Origin of the sequence: Streptomyces sp. NPDC101191, from assembly GCF_044767915.1 — a bacterium.
Taxonomy (GTDB): Bacteria; Actinomycetota; Actinomycetes; order Streptomycetales; family Streptomycetaceae; genus Streptomyces.
Genome location: NZ_JBIWOU010000001.1, coordinates 1,236,376 through 1,259,319, shown reverse-complemented (window position 1 = coordinate 1,259,319; position 22,944 = coordinate 1,236,376). Strand labels below are relative to the sequence as shown.

The 22,944-nt window shown below is 73.8% G+C and carries 22 protein-coding genes; 10 read left to right on the top strand and 12 right to left on the bottom strand.

Annotation, left to right across the window (positions count from 1 at the left end; translation table 11 throughout):
- Window positions 1-52: 52 nt before the first annotated feature.
- On the top strand, window positions 53-847 hold the full coding sequence (locus ACIRQF_RS05500) for a maleylpyruvate isomerase family mycothiol-dependent enzyme (RefSeq protein ID WP_404089068.1): 795 nt from the start codon (window positions 53-55) through the stop codon (window positions 845-847).
- Window positions 848-856: 9 nt separating this feature from the next.
- Here ACIRQF_RS05500 and ACIRQF_RS05495 read toward each other — a convergent pair whose 3' ends face one another.
- Both ACIRQF_RS05495 and ACIRQF_RS05490 read right to left on the bottom strand, forming a co-directional pair.
- Window positions 857-1,795: a ketopantoate reductase family protein gene (locus tag ACIRQF_RS05495; protein ID WP_404089066.1), complete on the bottom strand. Its 939-nt coding sequence runs from the start codon at window positions 1,793-1,795 to the stop codon at window positions 857-859.
- The gene (locus ACIRQF_RS05490; protein WP_382478359.1) at window positions 1,792-2,346 is read right to left on the bottom strand and encodes a winged helix-turn-helix transcriptional regulator; all 555 of its coding nucleotides are present in this window, start codon (window positions 2,344-2,346) and stop codon (window positions 1,792-1,794) included. Before ACIRQF_RS05490 ends, ACIRQF_RS05495 begins: the two co-directional genes overlap by 4 nt.
- Window positions 2,347-2,460: 114 nt before the next feature.
- On the opposite strand from ACIRQF_RS05490, the gene ACIRQF_RS05485 reads away from it, so the two are divergent.
- The 3 genes from ACIRQF_RS05485 to ACIRQF_RS05475 all read left to right on the top strand — a co-directional run bounded on the left by ACIRQF_RS05485 (window position 2,461) and on the right by ACIRQF_RS05475 (window position 5,856).
- The gene (locus ACIRQF_RS05485) at window positions 2,461-3,672 is read left to right on the top strand and encodes an ROK family protein (RefSeq protein ID WP_376631015.1); all 1,212 of its coding nucleotides are present in this window, start codon (window positions 2,461-2,463) and stop codon (window positions 3,670-3,672) included.
- Between the two features lie 280 nt (window positions 3,673-3,952).
- Window positions 3,953-5,389: a WGR domain-containing protein gene (locus ACIRQF_RS05480; RefSeq protein WP_404089063.1), complete on the top strand. Its 1,437-nt coding sequence runs from the start codon at window positions 3,953-3,955 to the stop codon at window positions 5,387-5,389.
- On the top strand, window positions 5,386-5,856 hold the full coding sequence (locus ACIRQF_RS05475; protein ID WP_404089061.1) for a hypothetical protein: 471 nt from the start codon (window positions 5,386-5,388) through the stop codon (window positions 5,854-5,856). Before ACIRQF_RS05480 ends, ACIRQF_RS05475 begins: the two co-directional genes overlap by 4 nt.
- Before the next feature lie 124 nt (window positions 5,857-5,980).
- Here the strand turns inward: ACIRQF_RS05475 and ACIRQF_RS05470 are convergent, their stop codons facing one another.
- The 4 genes from ACIRQF_RS05470 to ACIRQF_RS05455 all read right to left on the bottom strand — a co-directional run bounded on the left by ACIRQF_RS05470 (window position 5,981) and on the right by ACIRQF_RS05455 (window position 9,542).
- A complete protein-coding gene (locus ACIRQF_RS05470) occupies window positions 5,981-6,871 on the bottom strand; it encodes a class I SAM-dependent methyltransferase (protein ID WP_404089059.1) in 891 nt (296 codons plus the stop codon).
- A 104-nt stretch (window positions 6,872-6,975) separates the two neighbouring features.
- Complete coding sequence (locus ACIRQF_RS05465) at window positions 6,976-7,398, bottom strand: DUF350 domain-containing protein (RefSeq protein WP_376631007.1); 423 nt, start codon at window positions 7,396-7,398, stop codon at window positions 6,976-6,978.
- A gap of 121 nt (window positions 7,399-7,519) precedes the next feature.
- Complete coding sequence (locus ACIRQF_RS05460) at window positions 7,520-8,137, bottom strand: HdeD family acid-resistance protein (RefSeq protein ID WP_376631006.1); 618 nt, start codon at window positions 8,135-8,137, stop codon at window positions 7,520-7,522.
- Between the two features lie 28 nt (window positions 8,138-8,165).
- Window positions 8,166-9,542 (bottom strand): dipeptidase, encoded by a 1,377-nt coding sequence (locus ACIRQF_RS05455; protein ID WP_404089057.1) that lies wholly within the window; start codon window positions 9,540-9,542, stop codon window positions 8,166-8,168.
- Window positions 9,543-9,730: 188 nt separating this feature from the next.
- Between ACIRQF_RS05455 and ACIRQF_RS05450 the strand changes: the two genes are divergently transcribed.
- The 3 genes from ACIRQF_RS05450 to opcA all read left to right on the top strand — a co-directional run bounded on the left by ACIRQF_RS05450 (window position 9,731) and on the right by opcA (window position 12,284).
- Window positions 9,731-10,312 carry a DoxX family membrane protein gene (locus tag ACIRQF_RS05450; RefSeq protein ID WP_389750278.1) on the top strand — a complete coding sequence of 194 codons (582 nt, stop codon included), beginning with the start codon at window positions 9,731-9,733 and terminating at the stop codon, window positions 10,310-10,312.
- Between the two features lie 4 nt (window positions 10,313-10,316).
- Window positions 10,317-11,246 carry an NADP-dependent oxidoreductase gene (locus ACIRQF_RS05445; RefSeq protein WP_404089055.1) on the top strand — a complete coding sequence of 310 codons (930 nt, stop codon included), beginning with the start codon at window positions 10,317-10,319 and terminating at the stop codon, window positions 11,244-11,246.
- Between the two features lie 126 nt (window positions 11,247-11,372).
- Complete coding sequence (gene opcA / locus ACIRQF_RS05440; protein WP_389750280.1) at window positions 11,373-12,284, top strand: glucose-6-phosphate dehydrogenase assembly protein OpcA; 912 nt, start codon at window positions 11,373-11,375, stop codon at window positions 12,282-12,284.
- Window positions 12,285-12,477: 193 nt separating this feature from the next.
- Here the strand turns inward: opcA and ACIRQF_RS05435 are convergent, their stop codons facing one another.
- Entirely contained in the window at window positions 12,478-13,242 is a 765-nt protein-coding gene (locus ACIRQF_RS05435) for a class I SAM-dependent methyltransferase (protein WP_404089053.1), read from the bottom strand.
- Complete coding sequence (locus ACIRQF_RS05430; protein WP_404089051.1) at window positions 13,239-14,480, bottom strand: cytochrome P450; 1,242 nt, start codon at window positions 14,478-14,480, stop codon at window positions 13,239-13,241. The genes ACIRQF_RS05435 and ACIRQF_RS05430 overlap by 4 nt, the downstream gene beginning before the upstream one ends.
- Before the next feature lie 203 nt (window positions 14,481-14,683).
- Here ACIRQF_RS05430 and ACIRQF_RS05425 point away from each other — a divergent pair, with 203 nt between their 5' ends.
- A complete protein-coding gene (locus ACIRQF_RS05425; RefSeq protein ID WP_404089049.1) occupies window positions 14,684-15,886 on the top strand; it encodes a cytochrome P450 in 1,203 nt (400 codons plus the stop codon).
- Between the two features lie 185 nt (window positions 15,887-16,071).
- Here ACIRQF_RS05425 and ACIRQF_RS05420 read toward each other — a convergent pair whose 3' ends face one another.
- The 4 genes from ACIRQF_RS05420 to ACIRQF_RS05405 form a co-directional block, all read right to left on the bottom strand.
- Window positions 16,072-17,217 (bottom strand): winged helix DNA-binding domain-containing protein, encoded by a 1,146-nt coding sequence (locus ACIRQF_RS05420; RefSeq protein WP_404089047.1) that lies wholly within the window; start codon window positions 17,215-17,217, stop codon window positions 16,072-16,074.
- Window positions 17,218-17,235: 18 nt separating this feature from the next.
- Complete coding sequence (locus tag ACIRQF_RS05415) at window positions 17,236-17,487, bottom strand: hypothetical protein (protein ID WP_404089045.1); 252 nt, start codon at window positions 17,485-17,487, stop codon at window positions 17,236-17,238.
- Between the two features lie 62 nt (window positions 17,488-17,549).
- Entirely contained in the window at window positions 17,550-18,248 is a 699-nt protein-coding gene (locus ACIRQF_RS05410) for a response regulator (protein ID WP_404089043.1), read from the bottom strand.
- Window positions 18,245-19,549 carry a sensor histidine kinase gene (locus tag ACIRQF_RS05405; RefSeq protein ID WP_404089041.1) on the bottom strand — a complete coding sequence of 435 codons (1,305 nt, stop codon included), beginning with the start codon at window positions 19,547-19,549 and terminating at the stop codon, window positions 18,245-18,247. Before ACIRQF_RS05405 ends, ACIRQF_RS05410 begins: the two co-directional genes overlap by 4 nt.
- Window positions 19,550-19,763: 214 nt before the next feature.
- Between ACIRQF_RS05405 and ACIRQF_RS05400 the strand changes: the two genes are divergently transcribed.
- Window positions 19,764-20,471, top strand: coding sequence for an ABC transporter ATP-binding protein (locus tag ACIRQF_RS05400; RefSeq protein ID WP_404089039.1), 708 nt, complete (start codon window positions 19,764-19,766; stop codon window positions 20,469-20,471).
- Window positions 20,468-22,816, top strand: a complete 2,349-nt coding sequence (locus ACIRQF_RS05395) for an ABC transporter permease (RefSeq protein ID WP_404089037.1) — start codon at window positions 20,468-20,470, stop codon at window positions 22,814-22,816. Before ACIRQF_RS05400 ends, ACIRQF_RS05395 begins: the two co-directional genes overlap by 4 nt.
- Window positions 22,817-22,944 lie beyond the last annotated feature (128 nt).

Sequence of the window (22,944 nt, the reverse complement as noted above, 5' to 3'; positions counted from 1 at the left end):
CAGCCCCTACTCTTGCGCCCTGATCCATCGGGGCGGGTGAGCTGGGGGAGACATGAGCGTGCTGCCGGAAGGGCTCGGCGAGGCGATACGCGGCACCGCGCGGGACATCGCCGAGGTCGTGCGGGCCGCGCCCGGCACAGCTGGTCCCGTACCGCGCTCGACGTGGACGTTCGGTGAGGCCGCGGCCCATCTCGGCCAGGCCAACGAGCTGATGGCCGACCTGGCGGCCGGCCGGCTCCGGCCCTACGGCGACGGCACCCCGGAGAGCCTCGCGGCGGCCAACGAGGCGGCCCTGGCGTCCTTCCCCGAGCGGGCCGCCGGGCCACTCGCCGACCTGATCCACGACCAGGCCCTGGCCTTCCTCGACGCGGTCGAGGAGCGCGCGCCGGAGGAGGTCGTGGAGACCCCCATGGGCCCGCTCGGCCCGGCCGCGCTCGGCGCGTACCTGCTCACCCACATGCTCGGGCACGGCTACGACCTGGCCCGGGCGCTCGGCCGCCCGCACATGCTGGACCGCGGCCGGGTCGAGCTGACGCTGCCGTTCATGGTCGCGGCGATGCCCCGGGTGGCGGCCCCCGCCGCCCTGGCCGGGCTCAACGCCCGGTACCGCGTGCGCCTGTGGGGCGGCGCCCAGTTCGGCGCCACCGTCGCCGACGGCAAGGTCACGACGGTCGCGGGCCCCGTCGACAGCGCCGACTGCACGATCCTGACCGAGCCCGTCGCCTTCCTGCTCATGGCGCTCGGGCGCATCGACCCGGTGCCGGTGATGGCCACCGGCCGGGCACTCGCCTGGGGCCGCAAGCCCTGGCTAGGGCCCCGTTTCCCGCGGCTCTTCGTCGCTCCCTAGCGACTCGGGTCACCGGCCTCCGGGCGCGACCCGCGCCTGGTGGATCCGCAGGTGCAGGGTCGCCAGGTCGAGCAGGGGCGTCGGCACGCCGAGGGCGCGGGCCCGGTCCGTGAGGTCGCCGAAGAGGTGCTCGACCTCGGTGGACCGGCCGGCCGCGAGGTCGCGGTAGAGCGAGGGCACCATGGGGGAGCCGGCGGCCGTCACCACGTCCAGGCTGGTCCGGCGCTCCGCCTCCGGCACCGGATGCCCGGCGGCCGCCGCCACGGCCGAGGCCTCGTCCAGCAGGCCGGTGGCCAGCTCGGTACCGCCCGGCTGCGCGTTGACGTCGCCGACGGTGCCGCGCATCAGGCTGGTGAGCGCGCCGAAGGTGGCGATGAAGACCCACTTGTGCCACATGGCGGTGAGTACGTTCTCGGGCACGCGCGCGTCGATGCCCGCTTCCACGAGCACCTTCCGGATCGCCTCCACGCGCGGGGAGAGGGTGCCGTCCGGCTCGCCGAGGGTGAGGTGCGCCAGCGGGGCGAGCCGCCGGATGTCGCCCTCGTCGTCAAGGGTCGTGACCACCTTCGAGACCCCGCCGAGCACCCGGCCGGCCCCGAACCGGGCCGTGAGCGCGTCGAGATGGGCGAAGCCGTTGAGCTGCGGCACGATCGCCGTGTCCGGTCCGACCGCCGGGGCGAGGTCCTCCGTCGCCGCCGCGAGGGCGGTCGCCTTCACCGAGAGCAGCACCAGGTCGTACGGCGCCGGCGCGGCGGCCAGCTCCTCCGCGGTGAGCAGGACGGGATCGACCCGCCACTCCTCGTCCCTGCCCACCACCCGCAGACCGCGCCGGCGCAGCGCCTCGGCGCGGGCGGGACGGACGAGGAAGGTGACGTCCTGTCCGGCGCGGGCGAGCATGGCGCCGAAGTAGCCACCGGTGGCTCCGGCGCCGACGACCAGGATCCTCATCGTTCTACGACCTCTCTGTGGGCGGGGTGGGGAAGCAGCGGGGTGAGCAGCCGGTGCGGCCGGGCCAGCGCCGCCGTGACCGGATCGGCGTCGGGCCCGGCGGGCGCGGCCCCCGGCCCGGGGGCGACGACCAGGTCGGCCACGGGAACGTGGCCGCCGCAGGCCGTGCAGCGCCCGTCCTCGTCGACCGGGGCCTCGTCGGCGACATGGACGTAGACGCGGCGCGGTCCGCCCTCCGCCGGGTAGAACCGGTCGCCCCACGCGCTGAGCGCGCGGACGGCAGGCCAGAGTGCGACGCCCTTGGCGGTGAGCGCGTACACCTCGCGCCGCCCGGTGCCGGGGCGGCGTTCGAGCACCCCGGCCCGGGTGAGCGTGGTGAGGCGGTCGGTGAGCACGGCGCGCGGGACCGAGAGATGCGCGGCGAACTCTCCGAAGCGGCGCACCCCGTGGAACGCGTCCCGCACGATCAGCAGTGTCCAGCGCTCGCCGACGATCTCCATCGAGCGGGAGAGGGCGCAGCTCTGCCCGCCGTAGTCGCGCGGAAGTGTCATGAGCAGACCATACATCGAAGGGTTCGGTGACCGAACTGTCGCTCCGCGGTCCCGCCCTCCGCATCCGTCCTCACCGGGGCCGTCCGGTCACCCTGGGGTTAGGCTCTGCGCACGATGAACACCCGCATGGACACCCCGGAGCCCAAGGCCGACAAGGCAGGCGTGCGCCGGCACAACCTGAGCCTCGTGCTGCGCACCGTGCACGAGGCCGGCGAGACGACCCGCGCCGCGGTCGCGGCCCGCGTCGGTCTCACCCGCGCCGCCGTGTCCTCGCTGGTCGAAGAGCTCCTGGAGCGCGGCCTGCTCGTCGAGTCCGGCAAGACCTTCAGCGGCTCCGCCGGCCGCCCCGGCACCGTCCTGAAGCCCGCGACCACCGGCCCCGCCGGCCTCGGCGTCGAGCTCAACGTCGACTACGTGAGTGTCTGCGTCGCCGACCTCACCGGAGCCGACCGCGTCCGCCGTACCGTCCCCGTCGAGAACCGCGCCCTCGCCCCCGTCGAGGTGCTGCGCCGGGCGGCCGGGATCGCCGCCGAGGTCCTCACGGAGGCCGCCGACCAGGACCTGCGGCCCACCGGCGTACGGCTCGCGCTGCCCGGACTGGTCGCCGGCGGTACCGTCCAGCAGGCCCCCAACCTCGGCTGGAACCGGGTCGACGCGGACGCCCTGTTCGCCCGGGCCCTGCACGCGGCCCGGCCGTCCGGCGCCGCCGCCCTGCCCGTCGCCTCCGACAACGAGGCCAACGTCGCCGCCCTCGCCGAGCTGTGGTTCGGCGACCTGGGCGGCGTCCGCAGCTTCGTCCACGTCACCGGTGAGATCGGAGTCGGCGGCGCGATCGTCCTCGACGGCGAACTCCTGCGCGGCGCCCACGGCTTCGCCGGCGAGATCGGGCACCTCACCGTCACCCCGGACGGGCCCCGCTGCCGCTGCGGGTCCAACGGCTGCCTCGAACGGTACGCCGGCCAGTCGGCGCTGCTGCGCGCCGCGGGCGTGCGCGATGTCGACACGCTCGAACGGCGGGCGCAGGACGGGGAGCCGCGGGCGCTCGCCGCACTCGACGAGGCCGGCCGGATGCTCGGCGTCGCCGTCTCCGGCGCCGTGAACCTGCTCGACCCCCAGGCCGTGGTCCTCGGCGGCATCTACCCCCGTCTGACGCGCTGGCTCGCCCCGGCCGCCGAGGCCGAACTGGGCCGCCGGGTCGTCTCCGGCCTGTGGACCCCCGCCAGGGGTCGGCTGCGGGCCGCCTCCAGCACCGCAGACGCGGCCCGCGGTGCGGCGGCCCTCGTCCTGCGCGACGTCCTCGCCGACCCGCAGGCGTACGGCGGCTGAGTCCCTGTCGTAGCCGGCCCGGACCTGCGTCGGCAGGGAACCGGCCGGGGACGGACCGTCCGTCGACCGGCGGGTCGAGCGGGCGCCCCCAGAGCGGCCGGACCCGCGCCCCCAGGACGGCCGGCCTCCGCCGGGGCTGGACGCGATGCGCCTCCGTGGGGCCGCGGGCGGGCGAGCGGAAACGCGTCCCAGCCGAGGTACGGCGTGGTCCGCACCTCGGGGCGCGGGTGCGGACGCGTCGGGACCGGCGTTGTCAGTGGCTCCCCCTACCGTTCAGAACATGACGACGAAGACCTATCTGGAGCTGTCGCAGGACGGCGGCGGCGCGCACAAGTTCTACGAAGTGACGGTCGACGGCACGGTGGTGTCGGTCCGTTACGGGCGGATCGGCGCGGCGGGGCAGACGCAGACCTCGACCTTCGCGACGCCCGACAAGGCGCGGGCCGCGGCGGCGAAGAAGATAGGGGAGAAGGTCCGGAAGGGGTACACGCCGGCCGTCCAGGGCGGGCGCGCGCCCCGCTCGGTGACACGGCGCGCCGTCGTGTCCGCGCCTTCCACGGCCCGCGCGGTCGCGCCCGTCCTGTGGCGCTTCCGCACCGGATCGGCCGCCTTCGGCATCCACGTGGACGACGAGCGCTGCTGGGTCGGCAACCAGGCGGGCGAGGTCTTCACGCTCAGCCACACCGGTGAGGTCCTGGCCCGGTTCGGTCTGCCGGACGGCGTCAAGTGCCTGGTCGCCGACGACTTCTGGATCTACGCGGGCTGTGACGACGGCCGGGTCTACGACCTGTCGTCCAAGCTGCCCTTCGCCGCCTACGACATCGCCGCGGACGTCGACATCTTCTGGCTCGACATCCATGAGGGCGTGCTGAACGTCGCCGACCGCTCCGGTCGGCTCACCGTCATCGACCACGAGGACGAGCACCAGTGGGCGCGCAGCGGTCGCGGCGAGCACGCGTGGATGGTGCGCGCGGACGGCACCGCCGTCTACTACGGGGACAGCCACGGCGTCACGGCCTACGCCCCCGACGGCGGCGGCGAGCTCTGGCACACCGGCACCGAGGGCGGGGTGCTCTTCGGCTGGCAGGAGGACACCGCCGTCTACGCGGGCACCGGCCGCCGCAAGGTGCACCGCCTGGCGAAGAAGGACGGCCGGACCGAGGCCGTCTACGCCTGCGACAGCGTGGTGTACTCGTGCGCGACCTCGCCCGGTGGCCGGTTCGTCTTCGCGGGGGACGGCGCCTCGTCCGTCTACTGCTTCGCGGAGGACGGCACGCGCCTGTGGAAGCTGGGCACCGGCGGCGGCTCGGCCCTCTCCATGCAGTACCACGACGAGCGGCTCTATCTGGTCACCACGGACGGCTCTCTGCTGTGCGTGGACGCGAGCGAGGCGGCCATCACCGCCGCGCAGCAGGGTGACGTCCCGGTCGCCCACGACGTGAAGCTCGCCGCCGCCCTGCCCACGTACGCGCCGGCCACCACCGTCGCGGCCGTCGACGCGGTAAGCGTCGCTCCGGCCGGCTCGATCGTCGTGGAGTGCGTCCAGGAGGGGGCCCGGACCCGGGTCCACGTCCTGACCGAGGGCTACGAGACCGGGTGGAACGTGCAGTTCCCGCGGGCCATCCGCGAGCCCGGCGCCCGGTACGTGGTCGACGCCCTGCACGCGGCGTCCGGCGGCTTCTACCGGGTCCGCGGCGACATCCGGCGGCTGCTGTGAGCGCGGGCTTCGCGGCGGCCACGGGGGACGGGCCGCCGCTGCCCGGGGGCGACGCGGAGCAGCGCTCCCGCGAGGTGCGGGCCGCGTTCGAAGGGCTCCTGCAGATCCGGCGCCTGACCAGCCGGCAGGGCGGCGGCGACCCGGCCGCCCACCCGGCCGAATGGGAGCTCCGGCAGCCGGTACGCGCGGTGGCCCTGGCCCTGGAGGCCGCGAAGCGGCCCCCGTCGGCGCTGGACGCCTCGGGGGTGCGCGTCGCCACCGGCTACCGCGTCACGCCGGGCGAACGCCTCGGCACGGCCGTCGTGGAATGGCTCGGGCCTCCGGGCTCGGGCGCCGCCCAGGAGGAGGAAGCGGCGCTCACCGCCTGCGCCTCCGCCCTGGCGCCGCTCGGTTGGGACGCCCTCCTCTACCGCGGCCCCCGTCGCCACCGCTATCTGGAGGTGGAGCCGGCGGGTCCCACGGCCTGACCGCCGGAGCCGTCCCCGACCGTGGGGGCGCGGACCGCTCCGGTGTGCCCGGCCCCGGGATGTCCTCGACCGGCACGCGGACGCCGAGGACCGTGCGAAGGAGCCCGGCCGGTTGCGAAGGACCTCAGACGGTGGCGACGACCAGCCCCTCCGCGCCGGACGGGCGCAGACCGTCGGATCGGGCGCCGAAGTAGCGCGCGGCGAGTGCCGCGGACGAGATGTGGTCGGCGTCCCGGAAGCCGGTCTCGCGGATCAGCGCGAGCAGGTCGGACGGGGCGTAGAGGCTGACGAAGGGGGTGCCGGCCGCGCGGGCGGCGTGCTGGGTCGCCTGGAGCGCAGGGCGTTCGTCGGCGCCGACGAGGTCGAGCGGCAGCATGAAGGTCATCGCGAGCGTGGAGCCGGGGGCGAGCGCCGCGACCCGGCGCAGGGTGGCCACGGTGGCCTCCCGAGTGAGGTACATGCTGACGCCCAGGGAGGCCACGACGGCCGGGCGGTCGGGGTCGAAGCCGGCCGCCACGAGGCCGTCCCACCAGGAGTCGCCGGCTTCGAAGTCGACGGGCACGAAACGCGGCCCGTCCGGCCGGTCGAGGCCGAGTTCGGCCAGCCGCCGGCGCTTCCACGCCTGCGTACCGGGCTGGTCGACCTCGAACACGCGCAGGCCGGCGGCCGGATCGGCGCGGCGCTGGGCGAAGGTGTCGAGACCGGCGCCGAGCAGGACGTACTGGCCGACGCCGTCGCGAGCCCGCTCGGCCACCAGGTCCTCGACGAAGCGGGCGCGGGCCACGATCGACGCCCGCATGCGGCGGGTGCCCTCCGGGTGCATGTCCGGGCGCTCGCGCCACCCTGGGGCCGGCGCCGCCAGGCGCAGGCCGAGTGCGTCGTCGAGGACGTGCGGCGCCGGGTCGACCTGGAGGTGCAGGCCGCGCCACAGGGCGACCCGCAGGGCCGTGCCGTCCACCTGGTGGGCGTCGTGCGCGTCCATGGTGCTCTCTTCCTTCGTGGGGAGGGCGTTCATGGGTCCCACGCTAGGAAGCCGGACGGGCGCGGCGCTTCTTCGATATTGCGGTGATCGACGGTGCGACGGTCAGCGGGCGGGGAACTGCGGAAGCGGACGACCGGTCAGGCGATCGAGGCGGACATGACGGCCGCCACCGCGATGTTGCAGGAGGCCGTCACCCAGACCGCCGGGTGCGGCTCCGGGTCGACCAGGGTCTTGCCCAGCTTGCCCGGGGTGACGAGGTCCACGACCCAGAACGCCACGGCCATCATCGCCAGGCCGAGCAGCCCGAACGCGGCCGTGGACACCAGGCCCTTGCCGAAGTCGTCGTACGTCGTCCAGATGGAGGTGAAGACGATGCCGCCTATGCCGAGGAGCGCGGAGCTCAGCAGGACCGCGGCGTTGCGGTTGCGGTCCTCCCAGATCTGCCGGCCGAGCTTGCCGGGCGTCAGGAGGTCGACCAGGACGATGCCGAGGATCAGCAGGACGACGCCGAGGGCGCCGTACGCCGCGGTCCGGCCGAGGCCGTTGACGATGTCGCTCATGGAATGCCGGCTCCGGGGGGAAGTGATCGTGAACGATCGCGGTCAAGGACCGGCAAAATGTAGCGCAAGGCCCGCCCGGGGGACCGGGCGGGCCTTCTGTGCCTCCGCGGGTGCGTGCCGCTCAGGTGCCCGGGGGGAGGTGCCTGGCCCGCGAGCGCACCATGAAGGCGGTGACGATCTCGGCCACGCCGACCGCCACCAGCCAGATCCCGGCCAGCAGGACGAGCACCTCCGCCGACTCCAGCGGCGAGACGATGAGCACCACACCGGCGAGCGCGCTGATGACGCCCAGGAAGACGTGCCAGCCCCGGGCAGGCATGGTCGGGTCGGAGGCGGCCGCCACCGTCTGGGTGATGCCCTGGAACAGCCAGCCGATCCCGATCCAGAGTGCGAGCAGCAGCACCGACTGCATCGCGCCGCGGAAGCAGAAAAGACCCAGCAGGATGGACAGGGCACCGCTGATGAAGGCCATGACCCGCAGCGAGGTCCGCATGTGCGTGCCGAAGGCCGCGACCAGGTGCATGACTCCGCTGATCAGCAGGTACAGACCGAACAGCACGCCCGCGACGGTCAGCGACTGACCCGGCCACACCAGGACGAGCACGCCCATGACGAGGGCGACGAGGCCGGACAGCAGGAGGGCCTGCCAGGCCATGCCGGCCAGCATGCCGAGCGGCCCGGGCGGCACGTCCTCCGGCGAGGGGCGTTCGTACGGCGGGTGGGGGTGCGTCTGTGCCATGGGGATGACCCCTTCTCTCCGCGCCCGTTCAGCGCGAGGTCGCGTAGGTGCTCAGGAACAGGGCCTCGGCGAGCGCCATGTTCTCGATCTCCGTCGGGTCGACGCTCTCGTTGGGCGCGTGGATGAGACAGCCCGGCTCCTCGACCCCGATCAGGGCGATCTCCGCGTCCGGGAACTGCGCGGCGAGCACGTTGCACAGCGGGATCGAGCCGCCCTGCCCCGACTCCACCATCTCCTTTCCGTACGCCTGCCGGAGCGCCGCGCCGAGCGCCCGGTACGCGGGCCCGTCGGTGCGCGCCCGGAAGGGCTGGCCCGCGCTCTCCGGTTCCACCTCGACCCGCGCGCCCCACGGCGCCGCGGAGACCAGATGGTCGGTGAGGGCGGCCCGCGCCTTCTCCGCGTCCGTGCCCGGCGGCACCCGGAGGCTGACCCTGGCCCGTACCGTCGCCTGCACGGCCGCAGAGGAACCCACCACCGGTGGGCAGTCGATGCCGAGGACCGTCACGGCGGGCCGGGCCCACAGCTCGTCGGCGACCGAGCCGGTGCCGAGCAGGGACACCCCGTCGAGGGCGCCGACGTCGGCCCGGAACTGCTCGACCGGATACGCGACCCCGTCCCAGCTGCCCTCGCCGTCGAGGCCCCTGACGGTGGTGTTGCCGGCGTCGTCCCGCAGGCTGTCCAGGATCCGGACCAGCGCGGCGAGCGCGTCCGGGGCCGGCCCGCCGAACATGCCGGAGTGCATCTCACCCTTGAGCGTGGACACGGTCACCACGACGTTGGTCAGACCGCGGAGCGAGGTCGTCGCGGTGGGCAGGCCGAGCGCGAAGTTGCCGGTGTCGCAGATCAACAGGGCGTCTGCGGCGAAGAGTTCGGGTTGCTGTGGCACCAACTGCTCGAGTCCGCCGGTGCCCTGTTCCTCGGACCCCTCGGCGACGAACTTGAGGTTCACCGGGAAGCCCCTGCCCTCGGGGCCGCCCAGCGCCCGCAGAGCCGTCAGATGCATGGCGATGTTGCCCTTGCAGTCGGCGGCCCCGCGCCCGTACCAGCGCCCGTCGCGCTCGGTCAGTTCGAAGGGCGGGGTCCGCCAGGCCGCGTCGTCGAGCGGCGGCTGCACGTCGTAGTGGCAGTACAGGAGGACGGTCGGCGCACCCTCGGGGCCGGGCGCGTGCCCGACCACCGCGTCCGTGCCGTCCGGTGTGGTCACCCGGCGCATGTCCCGGAGCCCGGCGTCCGTGAAGGCGCGGACGAGGAAGTCCGCCGTCTCGGCGCACTCCTCCGGGGGGAACTGCCGCGGGTCGGCGACCGAACGCATCGCCACCAGCCTCGTCAGGTCCTCCTTGGCGCGGGGCATCAGCTCCCGGATCCTCGCGCGCAGGGCAGCGGTCTCCGCGGAATCGGCGGTCATGCATCACCACTCTCGTCGGGCCGTCTCCGGCGCTCTCACTAAAGCAACAGCCGACGAACGCCGCAAAAGATGACCTGTATGGACGAACAACGCACCAGGTCGCACCCCGGTGCGGAGCAGAGTGGACGGCGAAGGCCTGTCGAGGGCGCGTGCACCCGCCGCGCCCGCGTCCTAGTCGGGAGATCCCCATGACCGCTCTCAACCGCCGCGACCTCGGTCTGCTCGCCCTGCGGGTCGGCACCGGCGCCGTGCTCGCCGCGCACGGCACCCAGAAGCTCTTCGGCTGGTTCGGCGGGGGCGGCATCGAGGGGACCACCAAGGCGATGGAGGCCATGGGCTTCTCGCCCGGCCGGGAGAGCGCCATCGCCGCCGGTCTCGGCGAGGCCGGCGGTGGCGCCCTGCTCGCCCTCGGCCTCGCCACCCCGGCCGCGGGCGCCGCCGCCGCGGGCGCCATGGCCGGCGCGGTCGCCGTGCACCTGCCGGCCGGCTTCTTCGCGATGAGCGGCGGCTACGAGTACCCCGCCTTCCTCGGCTTCACCGCCGCCGCCATCGGCATCGCCGGAGCCGGCCGCTACTCCCTCGACCACGCCACCGGGCACGTCCTGGACCGGCCCTGGGTGGTCGCCACCGCCTTCATCGGCAGCGCGCTCGCCGCCGCGGCCGTCGTCGGCCGCCGGGCCGAGGCCCTCACCACCGACGAACCGGACCGGGGCACGCCCGCGCCCGAGCCCGAGCCCGAGCACGGCGGCGCGCGCGGAACGGAGGGGTGACGCCGTGCAGGCGATGGCCCTGTCCGAGTACGGCGGCCCCGAGAACCTGGCGCTCGTGGACCTGGCCGAGCCCAAGGTCGCGCCCGGCGAGGTCCTGGTGCAGGTCGAGGCCGCCGGGGTCAACCCCGTCGACTGGAAGCTGGCGGCCGGCGGGCTCGACCCGATCATGGTCGCCCACTTCCCGATGATCCCCGGCTGGGACGTCGCAGGGGTGGTGGCCCGCAACGGCCTGGACGCCACCGAATTCGCCCCCGGCGACGAGGTGTTCGGCTACATCCGCAAGGACTGCGCCCAGCACGGCGCGTACGCGGAGCAGGTCTCCGTCCCCGTCCGCATGCTCGCCCGCAAGCCCCGCGCGCTGAGCTGGGCGCAGACCGCGGGGCTCCCGCTCGCCGGCCTCACCGCCCTGCAGGCCGCCGACCGCGTCGGTGCGGGCGCCGGCGACACCGTGCTCGTGCACGCCGCCGCCGGGGGCGTCGGCTCCCTCGCCACCCAGCTCCTCGTCGCCCGCGGCGCCCGCGTCATCGGCACCGCGAGCCCCGCGAACCACGACTTCCTGCGCGGCCTGGGCGCCGAGCCCGTCGCGTACGGGTCCGGGCTCGCCGAGCGCGTCCGCGAACTCGCCCCCGACGGGGTCGACGTCGCGCTGGACTTCGTCGGCGGCGAGTCCGTCGACGTCTCCGTCGACCTGCTGCGCTCCCCGGCACGGCTTGCCTCCGTCGCCGACCACCGGGCCGCGGCCCTCGGCGGGCACTACGTCTGGGTCCGGCCCGACGGCGCCGGCCTGTCGACACTGGCCGCGCTCGCCGACGAGGGCCGGCTCACCGTCTTCGTCGAGAGGGTGCTGCCCCTGCGGGAGGCCGCCGAGGCCTGGCGCCTCAACAGCGAGGGCCACACCCGCGGCAAGCTCGTCCTGGCCGTCGGCGACCACTGAACCGGCGTGCGGTACCCGGGGATGACGCGATACTGAACGGGAAGATCCGGAGCCGATCCGGTGCTACGGGGAGAGCAGGGGGAGCCGCGACATGCGCGCACGCGACGGAAGGAACCGGTGCCGGTCATGAAGATCGATCTCACGGACACCAACTCCAGCAAGATCAACAAGACGATCCTCGAAGCCCGCCGCGCCGTCGGCACCCCCGCCGTCGGCATGGTGCTCACCCTCGTCGTCGTCACCGACGAGGAGAACGCCTACGACTCCGTGAAGGCCGCCAACGAGGCCTCCCGTGAACACCCCTCCCGCACCCTGGTCGTCATCAAGCGCCACACCCGCTCCCCGCGCGCCCGCAACGACGCCCGGCTCGACGCCGAGGTCCGCGTCGGCACCGACGCGGGCGCCGGCGAGACGGTGCTCCTCCGGCTGCACGGGGAGGTCGCCCGGCGCGCCGACTCGGTCGTCCTGCCGCTGCTCCTCCCGGACGCGCCCGTCGTCGTCTGGTGGCCCGTCGACGCCCCCGACGTGCCCTCCAAGGACCCCCTCGGCTCCCTCGCCCAGCGCCGCATCACCGACGCGTACGCCGTCGAGGACCCGATCCGCGCGCTCGCCGTCCGCGCCGCCTCGTACGCGCCCGGCGACACCGACCTGGCCTGGACCCGGCTCACCCCGTGGCGCTCCCTGCTCGCCGCCGCCCTCGACCAGGCGCGTACGACGGTGACCTCGGCCGCCGTCGAGAGCGAGGCCGAGAACCCGAGCGCGGAACTCCTCGCCCGCTGGTTCGGCGACCGCCTCGACGTCCCCGTCGAACGGGTCGTCACCGACGGCCCGGTCGTCACGGCCGTCCGCCTGGGCACCCCCGACGGCGAGATCCGCATCGACCGCCCGGAGGGCCCGGTGGCCCACCTCGCCATCCCGGGCCAGCCGAGCCGTGTCATGGCCCTCAAGGTCCGCACCACCGCCGAACTCATCGCCGAGGAACTCCGCCGCCTCGACCCGGACGAGGCGTACGCGGCGGCGCTGCGGTACGGGCAGTAGCGGACGGGCGGCGATCGCCCGCGCGCGGCCTACGGTGATCGCCCCTCGCGCGGCGTACGGCGATCGCCCGGCACACGGCGTACGTCCACGGCCCGCGCGGGGACACGGCGTCGGGCCCCCGCGGCGTACGAGCCCGAGCGGGGCGGGCGTGCGGCGGGCGGGTGCGTCCATGGCCGCCCGGCCGCCCGCCCGGTCAGTCCTCGCGCCGGAAGACCATCACGAAGTCCGCCATCTCCCGCACCCGGGGCACCTCCGGGTCCGGCAGGGCGCGCAGGCGTGCGCAGGCCTCCGCCACCAGCGGAAGGTCCTCGTCACGGACCTGCCAGGCCCCGGTGAAGAGGCGGCCCTCCGCGATCGTGCCGGCCATCCCGGCGGGCGAGACCCGGAAGACCGTGGGACGTTCGCCCGCCGGACCCTCGTAGCGCAGCCCGCGCCCGGCGGCCAGTGGCGCGAGCAGGTCCGGGCCGTCCTGGCGGGTGCGCCCGGGGTCGAGGCGGTCCTCCAGGTCGTTGACGATGCGGCCGATGTCGTCCGTGGGGCGCATACCCCGGGCCGGGATCACGAGGTAGCGGCCCCCGGGCCGCAGCACCCGCGCCACCTCGGTGAAGACCGCCCGCGGGTCGGGCCCCGCGTGCAGCAGCCAGGTGGAGACGGCCTGCGTCACCGATGCCGTGCGCACCGGGAGGCGGCCCGCGTCGCCGACCGCGACCCGCGCCCCGAGCCGCTGCCGGGCGTGCGCGAGCATCCCGGGGGAGAGGTCGATGCCGCACACCCGGTGGCCCCGCGCGGTCAGTTCGGCCGCCACGATCCCCGTGCCGACGCCGATGTCGAGCACCGGCTCGGCCGGGTCGAGCAGCGGGGCGAGCTGCTCGGCGAAGACCGCCGCCCGGGCGGTACCGCCCCGGGAGGCGTCGTAGGTGGGGGCGATCGCGTCGAACGCGGCCCGCGCCCCGCTCACGCGGTCCCGCTCGCGGGCACCGGCGTGAAACTGACCGGCAGCGTGGCCATCCCGCGCAGGATGCCCTCGCGCCGGCTCAGATCCTCGTCCGGGTCCGTGAGCCGCAGGTCGGGAAAGCGGCGGAGCAGGGTGCCGAGCGCGATCCGGGCCTCCGTGCGGGCGAGCGGCGCGCCCAGGCAGAAGTGCATCCCGTGGCCGAAAGCCAACTGCTGCGGCATCTCGCGCCGGGCCACGTCGAGGATGTCGGGCCGGTCGAAGCGGCCCGGGTCGCGGTTGGCCGCGGCCAGGCCGATGATGATCATCTCTCCGGCCGGGATGCTGACGCCGCCGATCTCGTACGTGTCCACGGTGAACCGCGCGACCCCGCGGCTCACCGGGCCCTCGTAGCGCAGCAGTTCCTCGATCGCCCCCGGCAGCAGTTCCGGGTCCGCGCGGAGCGTGGCGAACTGGTCGGGATGGCGCAGCAGGGCGTGCATGCCGTTGGCGATGAGGCTGGCCGTGGTCTCGTGGCCCGCGAGCGTCAACAAGATCGCCATGGCGGTCAGTTCGCGGTCGCTGATCCTCTCCTCCGCCTGAGCCGCGCACAGCGCGCTGAGCAGGTCGTCCCGTGGCTCCTTCTTTCGTAGGGCGATCAACGGCTCGTAGAACTCCGTGAGTTCGGCGCGCGCCCGGGCGCCCTTGGCGAGTCGCTCGGGGGTGTTGGGCGGCATGATGAGCCCGACCGCGAGTCTGGCGAAGTCCGGCTGACCCTCGGCCGGGATCCCGATGAGGTCGCTCAGCACCGCCATCGGCAGCGGCAGGGCGAACTCGGCCACCAGATCCGCCGTTCCCCGCCCGGCGAAGGCGTCGGCGAAGGCGTCCGTGTGCTCCTGGATCCGCGGGACGAGCGCCTCGATCCGGCGCGCGGTGAAGGCCTTGGAGACCAGGTTGCGCAGCCGTGTGTGGTCCGAGCCGTCCGCCACCAGCATGCTCGCCATGAGTACGTTGGTGCGCTCCTGGTGGGCCATCTCCTCGGCGAGGCCGTTGACCCCGGCCGGACTGCTGCTGAGCCGGGGATCGGTGAGTGCCGCCACCGCCTCGTCGTACCCCGTGACCATCCAGACTTCAAGGGTGGGATTCAGCCGAACCCGCTGCACCACCCCGTGTTCCCGGATCCGCTCGAACAGCGGGTACGGGTCGGGCTGTTGAGCGACGTTCAGCGGCACGTCATGGACGATGCTCTGACCTTGATCCGACATCCGCTACTCCCCGTGAGCGTTCGAAAGATCTGTGGCAGGTAGTCATACCAGCCACGGAAGTTGCGTGGTAGCGTCACCGGCCATCAGCACGCAGAATTGCCCGCGGAGCACCGTCGCCCACCGGCGAAACGTTTGCTCCGCACTGCTCAACCGCAAGCATTTACGGCCTCAACCAGGCCTTACTGCGCAGGGGGAGACGATTCGTGGCACAGGTCGACCAGACGGCTCCGGCCGATCCGATCAAGGATCTGGCCCGTCCCGACGTCCTGCCCGACCCCTATCCGGCATATGCCGCGTTGCGCGAAAACACCCCCGTCTTCTGGCATGAACCGCTCGGCTCCTGGGTGCTCACCCGGCACGCCGACTGCCTCGCCGTCCTCACCGACAGCGCCCGCTTCGCCTCCGACTGGCGCCGCGCCGGCGAGGAGATCCCGGCGCCGCTGCTCAGCGTCCAGACCCTCGACCCGCCCGAGCACACCGCCATCCGGCACCTGCTGCTCGACGGCTTCCGCGCCCAGGACCGGCACGCCCTGCACGAGCGCCTCGACCACGAGGTCAAGGAGCTCCTCGGCGACCTCGCCGCACGCCCCTCTTTCGATCTCGTCGGCGAGCTCGCCGAACCGCTCGCACTGCGCTTCGTCACCGCTTTCCTCGGGGTGCCCGCCCCCGACCTGGACTGGTTCGTGCCCATGTCCCGTACCGTGGTCGACGGGATGGACGCCGGACTCTGGCCCGAGAAGCACGAACCCGCCGTCGCCGCCCGCGCCGAACTCGCCGCCTACGCCGGCGGCTGGCTCGCCGACCCGCCCGAGACCGGCCTCATCGCCCATGTCGCCGCCCACGCCGACGACAGCGGCGTCGACCCCGCAGTCCTGCGCAACAGCCTCCGCGCCGTGCTCCACGCCGGCTACGAATCGGCCTCCCGTCTCCTCGGCAACGCCGCCAGAACCCTGCTCACCACCCCGGGCGCCCTCGCCGCCTTCCGTACGGCCGGTCCGGCGACCGCCGTCGACGAACTCGTCCGCATGGACGCACCCGTCCAGGCCGACGCCCGTGTCTGCGTCGCCGACACCGAACTCGGCGGCGTCACGATCAGGGCGGGCGCCCCCGTGACCCTGCTCCTCGGCGCGGCCAACCACGACCCGCTGCGCTTCACCCACCCCACCGAGCTGCGACTCGACCGCGCCCCGAACCCCCACCTCGGGTTCGGCCGCGGGGCCCATGCCTGCCTGGGCGCGTCCATGGCGATCCGGCTCGCCGGATCGGTCCTCGGGACCCTCGCCGCGGACCACCCCGGCGCACGGGCGGTCGCGGAACCACACCACCGGCGCAACCTCACCCTCCGCGGCCTCGACCGCTTCGAGGTGACGCTGCGCCCCACCACGGGGGAGGAGGTCAGGACATGAAGTACTGGCACTGAGCCCCAGTCATGTGATGCCCGCGCCCTCACCGGGGGAGGAGGTACGGACATGAAGTACTGGCACTGATCCTGAGCACCGCGATGCCCGCCCGGGGGGCGGACAACGCGGAACGAACCGGGGCCTCCGCGCGCACACCGTACGCGCGGAGGCCCCGGGCCACCCTCCGACGGTCACCACCGACCCGGCAGTAGGCGGACCTGCCCGGCCGGCAGCTTCGCCCACCAGTGGGCGTACCGCCGGTACAGCCAGGGATCGCGCCCGGCGAGCAGGGCGCCCAGGCCCCACGCCTCCTCGGCGAGCCCCTCCCACACCGGCTCCGGCAGCTCGTGGAAGGCCGTCGCCTCGATCCCGCCTTCGGCCGGCCGCCACACTCCCGCCACCTCGCCGTCCACGAGCAGCGTCGGCAGCACGTCGCCGTTGACGCGGATCACGACCCGCCGGTACGCGGGCGGTATCAACCGGCTCCGGTCCGCGTACGCGAGCAGCACGCTGTCCCACATCCCCAGCAGCCGCGGCGGCGCCGGTGTGTCCCCGGCCGGCCGTGGAGCCCCGGGCAGGTCGAACAGCTCCGTTCCGTCCGGCCCCTCCATCCGCTCCACGACATCGCCGAGGTCGCCCAACACCCTGCGGATCGGCGTCCGTTGCACCATCGCGAACTGCGCCATGTCCGCCACCGACGCCGGCCCGAAGCCCGCCAGATACCGCAGGAGCAGCTGCCGCAGCGCCTCCGGCGGGACCTCGCGGCCGCCCGGTACGGCGCTCTCGTCACCGGCCACGTACGACGGGCGCTCGCCGAACGCCCACGGGCCGCCCGTCGGGTGATGATGCAGCGGCGCGTAACCGCGCAGCCCCCACCACGCGTCGTCCCGCCGGTCCGCCCCGACCCGCTCCTCCAGCCAGCCCTTCATCTCCGCGCTGCCGCGCGGAACCCCGGCGAACCGCAGCAGGCCGGGCAGCAGCTCCGCCGCGTCGGACGGCGTCAGTCCGCTCGCCGAGAACCGGAAACCGAGCCGGGAGGCGTACAGCGTCTGCTGCATCGCCTCCCGGAACACCCGGTAGTCCTCGCCGTGCACCGCGTGCAGCGTGATCCGCATCAGCGTCGCCTTCACCACCTCGCGACGCCCGAGGACGGCGTCCGCCTCGGCCGGCTCGAAGCCCGCGAGCCGGTTCCACAGGGCGACGTACGGCGAGCCCGGATGCTGCGCCTGCAGCGCGACGACCTGCCGCACCCCGTCAGCGACCCCCAGCGGAGCACGCTCCAGGAGCAGTTGACGGCAGAGAGTGGCCCGGTTGAGTTCGCGCGCGGTGATCCTCACGCCGAGGATTCTCGCCGGTCAGTCGTCGGCAGCCGTCACCGGCCCCTGCTGCGCCGGCAGCACCGGGAGCGCGGGCCGCGCCGGCGAGCCGATGGATCCGGGCCACAGCCTGGCCGCCCGCGCGTGCCGCACGAAACGGTGCCAACTCACGTACCGGTGGCGGGCCATGGTCGGCGCGCCCCGTGCCGACGGCAGGGCCACGGCGACGAGCAGCGGCAGCAGGGCCGGGGCACGTTGGAGTTGTCGTGTCCCGCGCAGGTCGTGTCGCATGATGGCTGGAGCGGGGCCTCGGTCCGTGTCGCGTTCCGGAGGGGCAGCGTGTCCCTTCAGGTCTACGTCTGCTCGGAGGACTGCTGGGCGGACTCGCCCGCACCGACGCTGACCAGGCCTGTCTCGTAGGCGACGATGACGGCCTGGACACGGTCACGGAGCCCGAGCTTGGCGAGGATGCGGGCGACGTGCGTCTTGACGGTCGCCTCGGCCAAGTGGAGGCGGGTGGCGAGTTCGGCGTTGCTCAGTCCTCGGGCCAGCAGACCGAGGACCTCCAGTTCGCGTGGGGTGAGCGATGCGAGGTCGCGGTGGAGGGCGGCGGTGTCGCTGCCGCGCTGGGCGAACCTCTGGACGAGGCGGCGGGTGATGGCGGGCGCGAGCAGGGCGTCGCCGGTACGGACCGTGCGGACGGCCGCGGTCAGTTGCTCGGGGGTGACGTCCTTGAGGAGGAAGCCGCTGGCCCCGGCGGACAGTGCCGCATAGACGTACCGGTCGAGGTCGAAGGTGGTCAGGATGATGACGCGGGGTTCGCCGGGGGTGCCGGCGAGGATGCGGCGGGTGGCCTCCAGGCCGTCCATCTCGGGCATCCGGACGTCCATCAGAACCACGTCGGGTCGTGTACGGCGGACCGCTTCGACCGCTTCGGCTCCGTTGGTCGCCTCGGCGACGACGTCGATGCCATCCGCCCTGAGGATCAACCGGAATCCGGTGCGGACCAGGGTCTGGTCGTCGGCGAGGAGCACACGCGGCGGCTCGGTCACGGTGTCTCCAAGGGGATCAGGGCCTCCACACGATAGCCGCCGGTCAGCCGTCGGCCGGTCTTCAGGGTTCCGTCGTAGACGGAGAGGCGCTCGCGCAGGCCGATCAGGCCCCGGCCGCTTCCGGCGCCCGCGCCCGGCCGTCCACCGGTGTCGGTGACTTCCACCCGGAGCCGTTCCGGGCCGTACTCCACGGTCACGGCGGCGGTGGCGCCGGACGCGTGCTTCACGGTGTTGGTCAGGGCTTCCTGGACCACGCGGTAGGCCGCGAGTTCGAGGCCGGGCGGGAGCGGACGGGGCGGGCCGGTCACGGTCAGGTCGACGGGCAGTCCGCTGTCCCGGACCCGTCCGACCAGCGTTTCAAGCTGGTTCAGGCCGGGCTGCGGGGCCAGTTCCACCGCCGCGTCGGCCAGGTCCGCACCTCCGTCGGTCCCCTCGCCCTCGTCGGTCATCGTCAGGAGTCCCATGACGTGGCGCAGCTCGGTCATGGCCGCCCGGCCGCCCGCCTCGACGGCGAGCAGCGCCTCGGCGGCCTCCTCGGGGGAGGTTTTCATGATCTTGCGGGCGGCCCCCGCCTGGATGATCATCACGCTGACGTTGTGCGTGACGACGTCGTGCAGTTCGCGGGCGATCCTGGCTCGCTCGTGCTCGACGGCCCGGCGTAGCGCCTCGGCCTGTTCGCGTTCCAGGGCGGAGAGCCGGGTGCGGCCCTCGTCGGTGCGGAGTTTCCAGGTACGCAGGCCGACTGCGGCCACGGCCATCGGGACCAGGATCAGCAGGGCGATGTATTCGTTGGGAACGATCGGTGTCACCGGGTTCCCCGACGTGCCGACCAGGACGACCGACACCGGCAGCGCCGCCAGGGTGGCCACCCGGTACGGGCTGTACACGGCGGCGCTGTAGACGGCGATGATGAACGCGTAGAAGGTCAGCCGCAGGACGCTCTGCGGTGTCGCCAGTGTCGCGGCCGTCACGACGCACAGCACGGCGAGCGGGTAGCGGCGACGCAGCGCCAGGGCTCCCGAGGCGATGACCGCGAGGGTCACCATGAAGGCCAGGCCACCGGGGCCGGACGGGCGCGGAATGGCGATCACCACGCCGGGCGCGATCTCACGCACCACGACGTTGCCGGCGTTGTCGATGCCGTAGTAGACGGTGGCGATTCCGACTACCAGTGCCACCAGCACGTCGAACCGCCAGGCGCGCCGGGTCGGCCGCAGCGGTGGACCGCTCGGAAGCCTGGCGTGGCGGACCGTCCGGCGGGTGGCTTCCCGCAGCCGCTCCGGCGTCGTACGTGTGTCCATCACCGGATCATTGTCGCCGCCGCGTGGACCCGCGGAATCCGTCCCGGTGGTCATTCCGACCGCACCGGATACATCACCCGCCTACATCGCAGGGATGACGTTTCCGGGGCTCATCCGAGTGCGGTACCGCAAGGGGTTCGGGCGGGCGACGCGTGCCGGCCGGTCCCGCTCCTAGCGTTCACGCAGCCAACTGGCCGTACCCAAGGAGCCCTTCATGACCATGCCGGTGATCGAACTCCGCGAGGTGAGCCGCCGGTACGACGACGGCCCGCCCGCCCTGCGTGAGGCGTCGCTGACCGTGCAGCCCGGCGAGGCCGTCGCGATCCTCGGCCCTTCCGGCAGTGGCAAGTCCACGCTGCTCAATCTGATCGCGGGCCTGGACCGGCCCGATACGGGAACCGTGACTGTGGACGGTGTGCGGGTGGACCAGCTGGGCGAAGCCGGATCGGCGCTCTACCGGCGGTCGAAGATCGGCATGGTCTTCCAGTTCTTCAACCTGCTCGACGATCTGACCGTCACCGACAATGTCGTCCTGCCCGCGCGCCTCGCGGGTATGGCACGTGGCGAGGCAGACCGCCGGACGGCGGAACTCCTGGCACTGCTGGGCATCGACCGGCACGCCCGCGCCTACCCGGGGCGGCTGTCCGGCGGCGAGCGGCAGCGCGTCGCGGTGGCCCGGGCGCTGATGAACCGACCGGCGCTGCTCCTGGCCGACGAGCCGACCGGGGCCCTGGACACGGCCGCCGGACAGGACGTCAGCGAGCTGCTCGCCGGCCTCAACGCCGAGGGCCAGACCATCGTCGTGGTCACCCACGACCTGGCCCTGGCCCGGTCCTGTACCAACCGAACGGTCCGGATCGCCGACGGCCGGATCACCGAAGACGTCCGGTCGCAGGCCGTCGCCTCGGAGACCGCCCGATGAGCGCCCTCGGCAAGGTGGTGCGCTCGGGGGTCGGACGACGCCGGGTGCAGACGCTGGTGGTCGGGCTCGCCACGATGATGGCGGTGGCCGCCTCCGTCCTCGGCGGATCGCTGCTCGTGGTTTCCGGCGCGCCCTTCGACGACGCCTTCGCCCGGCAGCACGGCGCGCATCTGTCCGTGCAGTTCGACGGCGAGGTGAGCGCCGGGCAGCTGTCGAGGTCCAAGGACGCCGAGGCGGTGAGCGATGCGGCCGGGCCGTTCCGTACGGCGACGGTGACCCCGCGGTCGGACGGGTGGGGAGGCCCCGGTTGGCCGATGACCGTGGTCGGCCGGGGCGATCCCGGACGGGACGTGGACGAGGTGGCCCTGCTCGATGGGCGGTGGCCCACGCGCACCGGCGAGATCGTGCTGTCCGCCGACTCCCCGCTCTTCCCGACCCTGGGTATGAGGATCACTTTCCTTGGTCTGTCCGGCGGTCCGACGCTGACGGTGGTCGGTGTGGCCCGCTCGGTCACGCGGACCGCTGACGCCTGGGTGGTTCCCTCCCAGATGCCGGCGCTCACCGCGCCCGGCAGCGGCGGCTACCAGATGCTCTACCGCTTCACCGCCGCGGGCACCGTCGCGCAGGTCACCGCGGGGGGCGAGGCGGTGACGGAATCCCTGCCGCCGGGAACGGCCGTCGGTGTGCAGTCATGGCTCACCGTCAAGGAGACCGCCGAGCGCGACACCGCCGTCTACGTGCCGTTCCTCATCGCGTTCGGCGCTCTGGGCCTGGTCATGTCGGTGCTCATCGTCGGCAACGTCGTCGCGTCGGCCGTCGGCACGGGAACGCGCCGCATCGGCATCCTCAAGGCCGTCGGATTCACCCCGTCCCAGGTCGTGCGAGCCTACGTGGGCCAGGCGCTGATACCGGCCGCCGTCGGCACGGCTCTCGGTGTCCTTGCCGGTCACCTGCTCGCCGTCCCGGTACTGGCCGAGACCGAGGAGGTCTACGGCACCTCGTCCCTGGCCATCACCCCCTGGGTCGACGTGACGGTGATCGCCGGGGTGCTCGGCCTGGTGGCGGTGACCGCGTCCGCGAGCGCCTGGCGGGCCGGTCGGCTGCGTACGGTCGATGCGCTCGCCGTCGGGCGTACCGCTTCGGCGGGGCGCGGCCGGTGGGCGGCCCGCCTGGCCGGACGCCTGCCGTTGCCGCAGCCGGTCGCCCTGGGCCTGGCCCGGCCCTTCGCCCGGCCCGCCCGCACGCTGGCCATGGGCACGGCGATCCTGTTCGGCGCCATCGCCGTCACGTTCACCGTGGGGATGAGCGCCTCGCTCGGCCAGGTGATGAAGGCCAGGGCCCACGACGCCGCAGATGTGGTCGTGCCTGCGCCCTTGCCGGACTTCGGTCCCCGGAACGCGGGCCCCGAGAAGAGGCCCGAGGCCGATCCTGCCGCGGTCGCCGCTGCCATCAAGGCCGCCGCCGGGACCGGGAAGTACTACAGTGCCGCCACGGTACGGGCGACCTTGTCCGGCCTGACCGGCACCATCGACGTGCACGCCTTCACCGGCGACGCCTCCTGGGGCGGCTACACGATGGTCTCGGGCCGCTGGATCGACAAGCCCGGAGAGGCCGTGGTCCCGACCCGGTTCCTCGCCGCCACCGGCACCCGTATCGGCGACACCGTCACCCTGAACGGCCTGGTCGAGCCGGTCGTGGTCCGGATCGTCGGCGAGGTCCTCGACCCCCGCAACGACGGCATGCAGGTCTTCACCGACGCCTCGACGCTCACGGCCGCACATCCCGACCTGGCGGAGACGAGCCATCACATCGCGGTCACATCAGGCACCGATGTCCCCGCCTACGTCGACACGCTGAACAAGGATCTGGCATCGCTGGGTGTCACCGCCCGGGCCGGCGGGCTCGACGCCGGCAGCGACATGGTCGTCACGCTCAACGCGCTGTCCGCGATCCTCACGCTGATGCTCGTCGCTGTCGCCGCGCTAGGCGTGCTCAACGGCGTGCTGCTCGACACCCGCGAGCGCGTCCGGGAGATCGGTGTCCACAAGGCGCTCGGCATGACCCCCCGGCAGACCGTCGCGATGGTCCTCACCTCGGTCGTCGTGACCGGACTGGTCGCGGGCACTCTGGGCGTGCCGCTGGGGGTGGCCCTGCACGGGTGGGTCATCCCCGCGATGGGCGACAGCGTGGGGCTTCGCCTTCCCGGTTCCGTCATCGCCGTCTACCACGGAACCGAACTGCTCCCGCTCGCACTCGGTGGCCTGTTCATCGCCACCCTGGGTGCGCTCCTGCCCGCCGGCTGGGCTGCCAGGGCCCGAACCGCCACGGCCCTGCGCACCGAATAGGAGGTCGAGTTCAGAGCTCGTGCCACCGGCGCCCACGGCCAGAAGCGGTGGGGTCGGTGGCTACCGGCCTTCGTCAAGGCGGTGAGCGGGTACGACCGGCGGAGACGGGTGGAAGGGACAAGCCATAG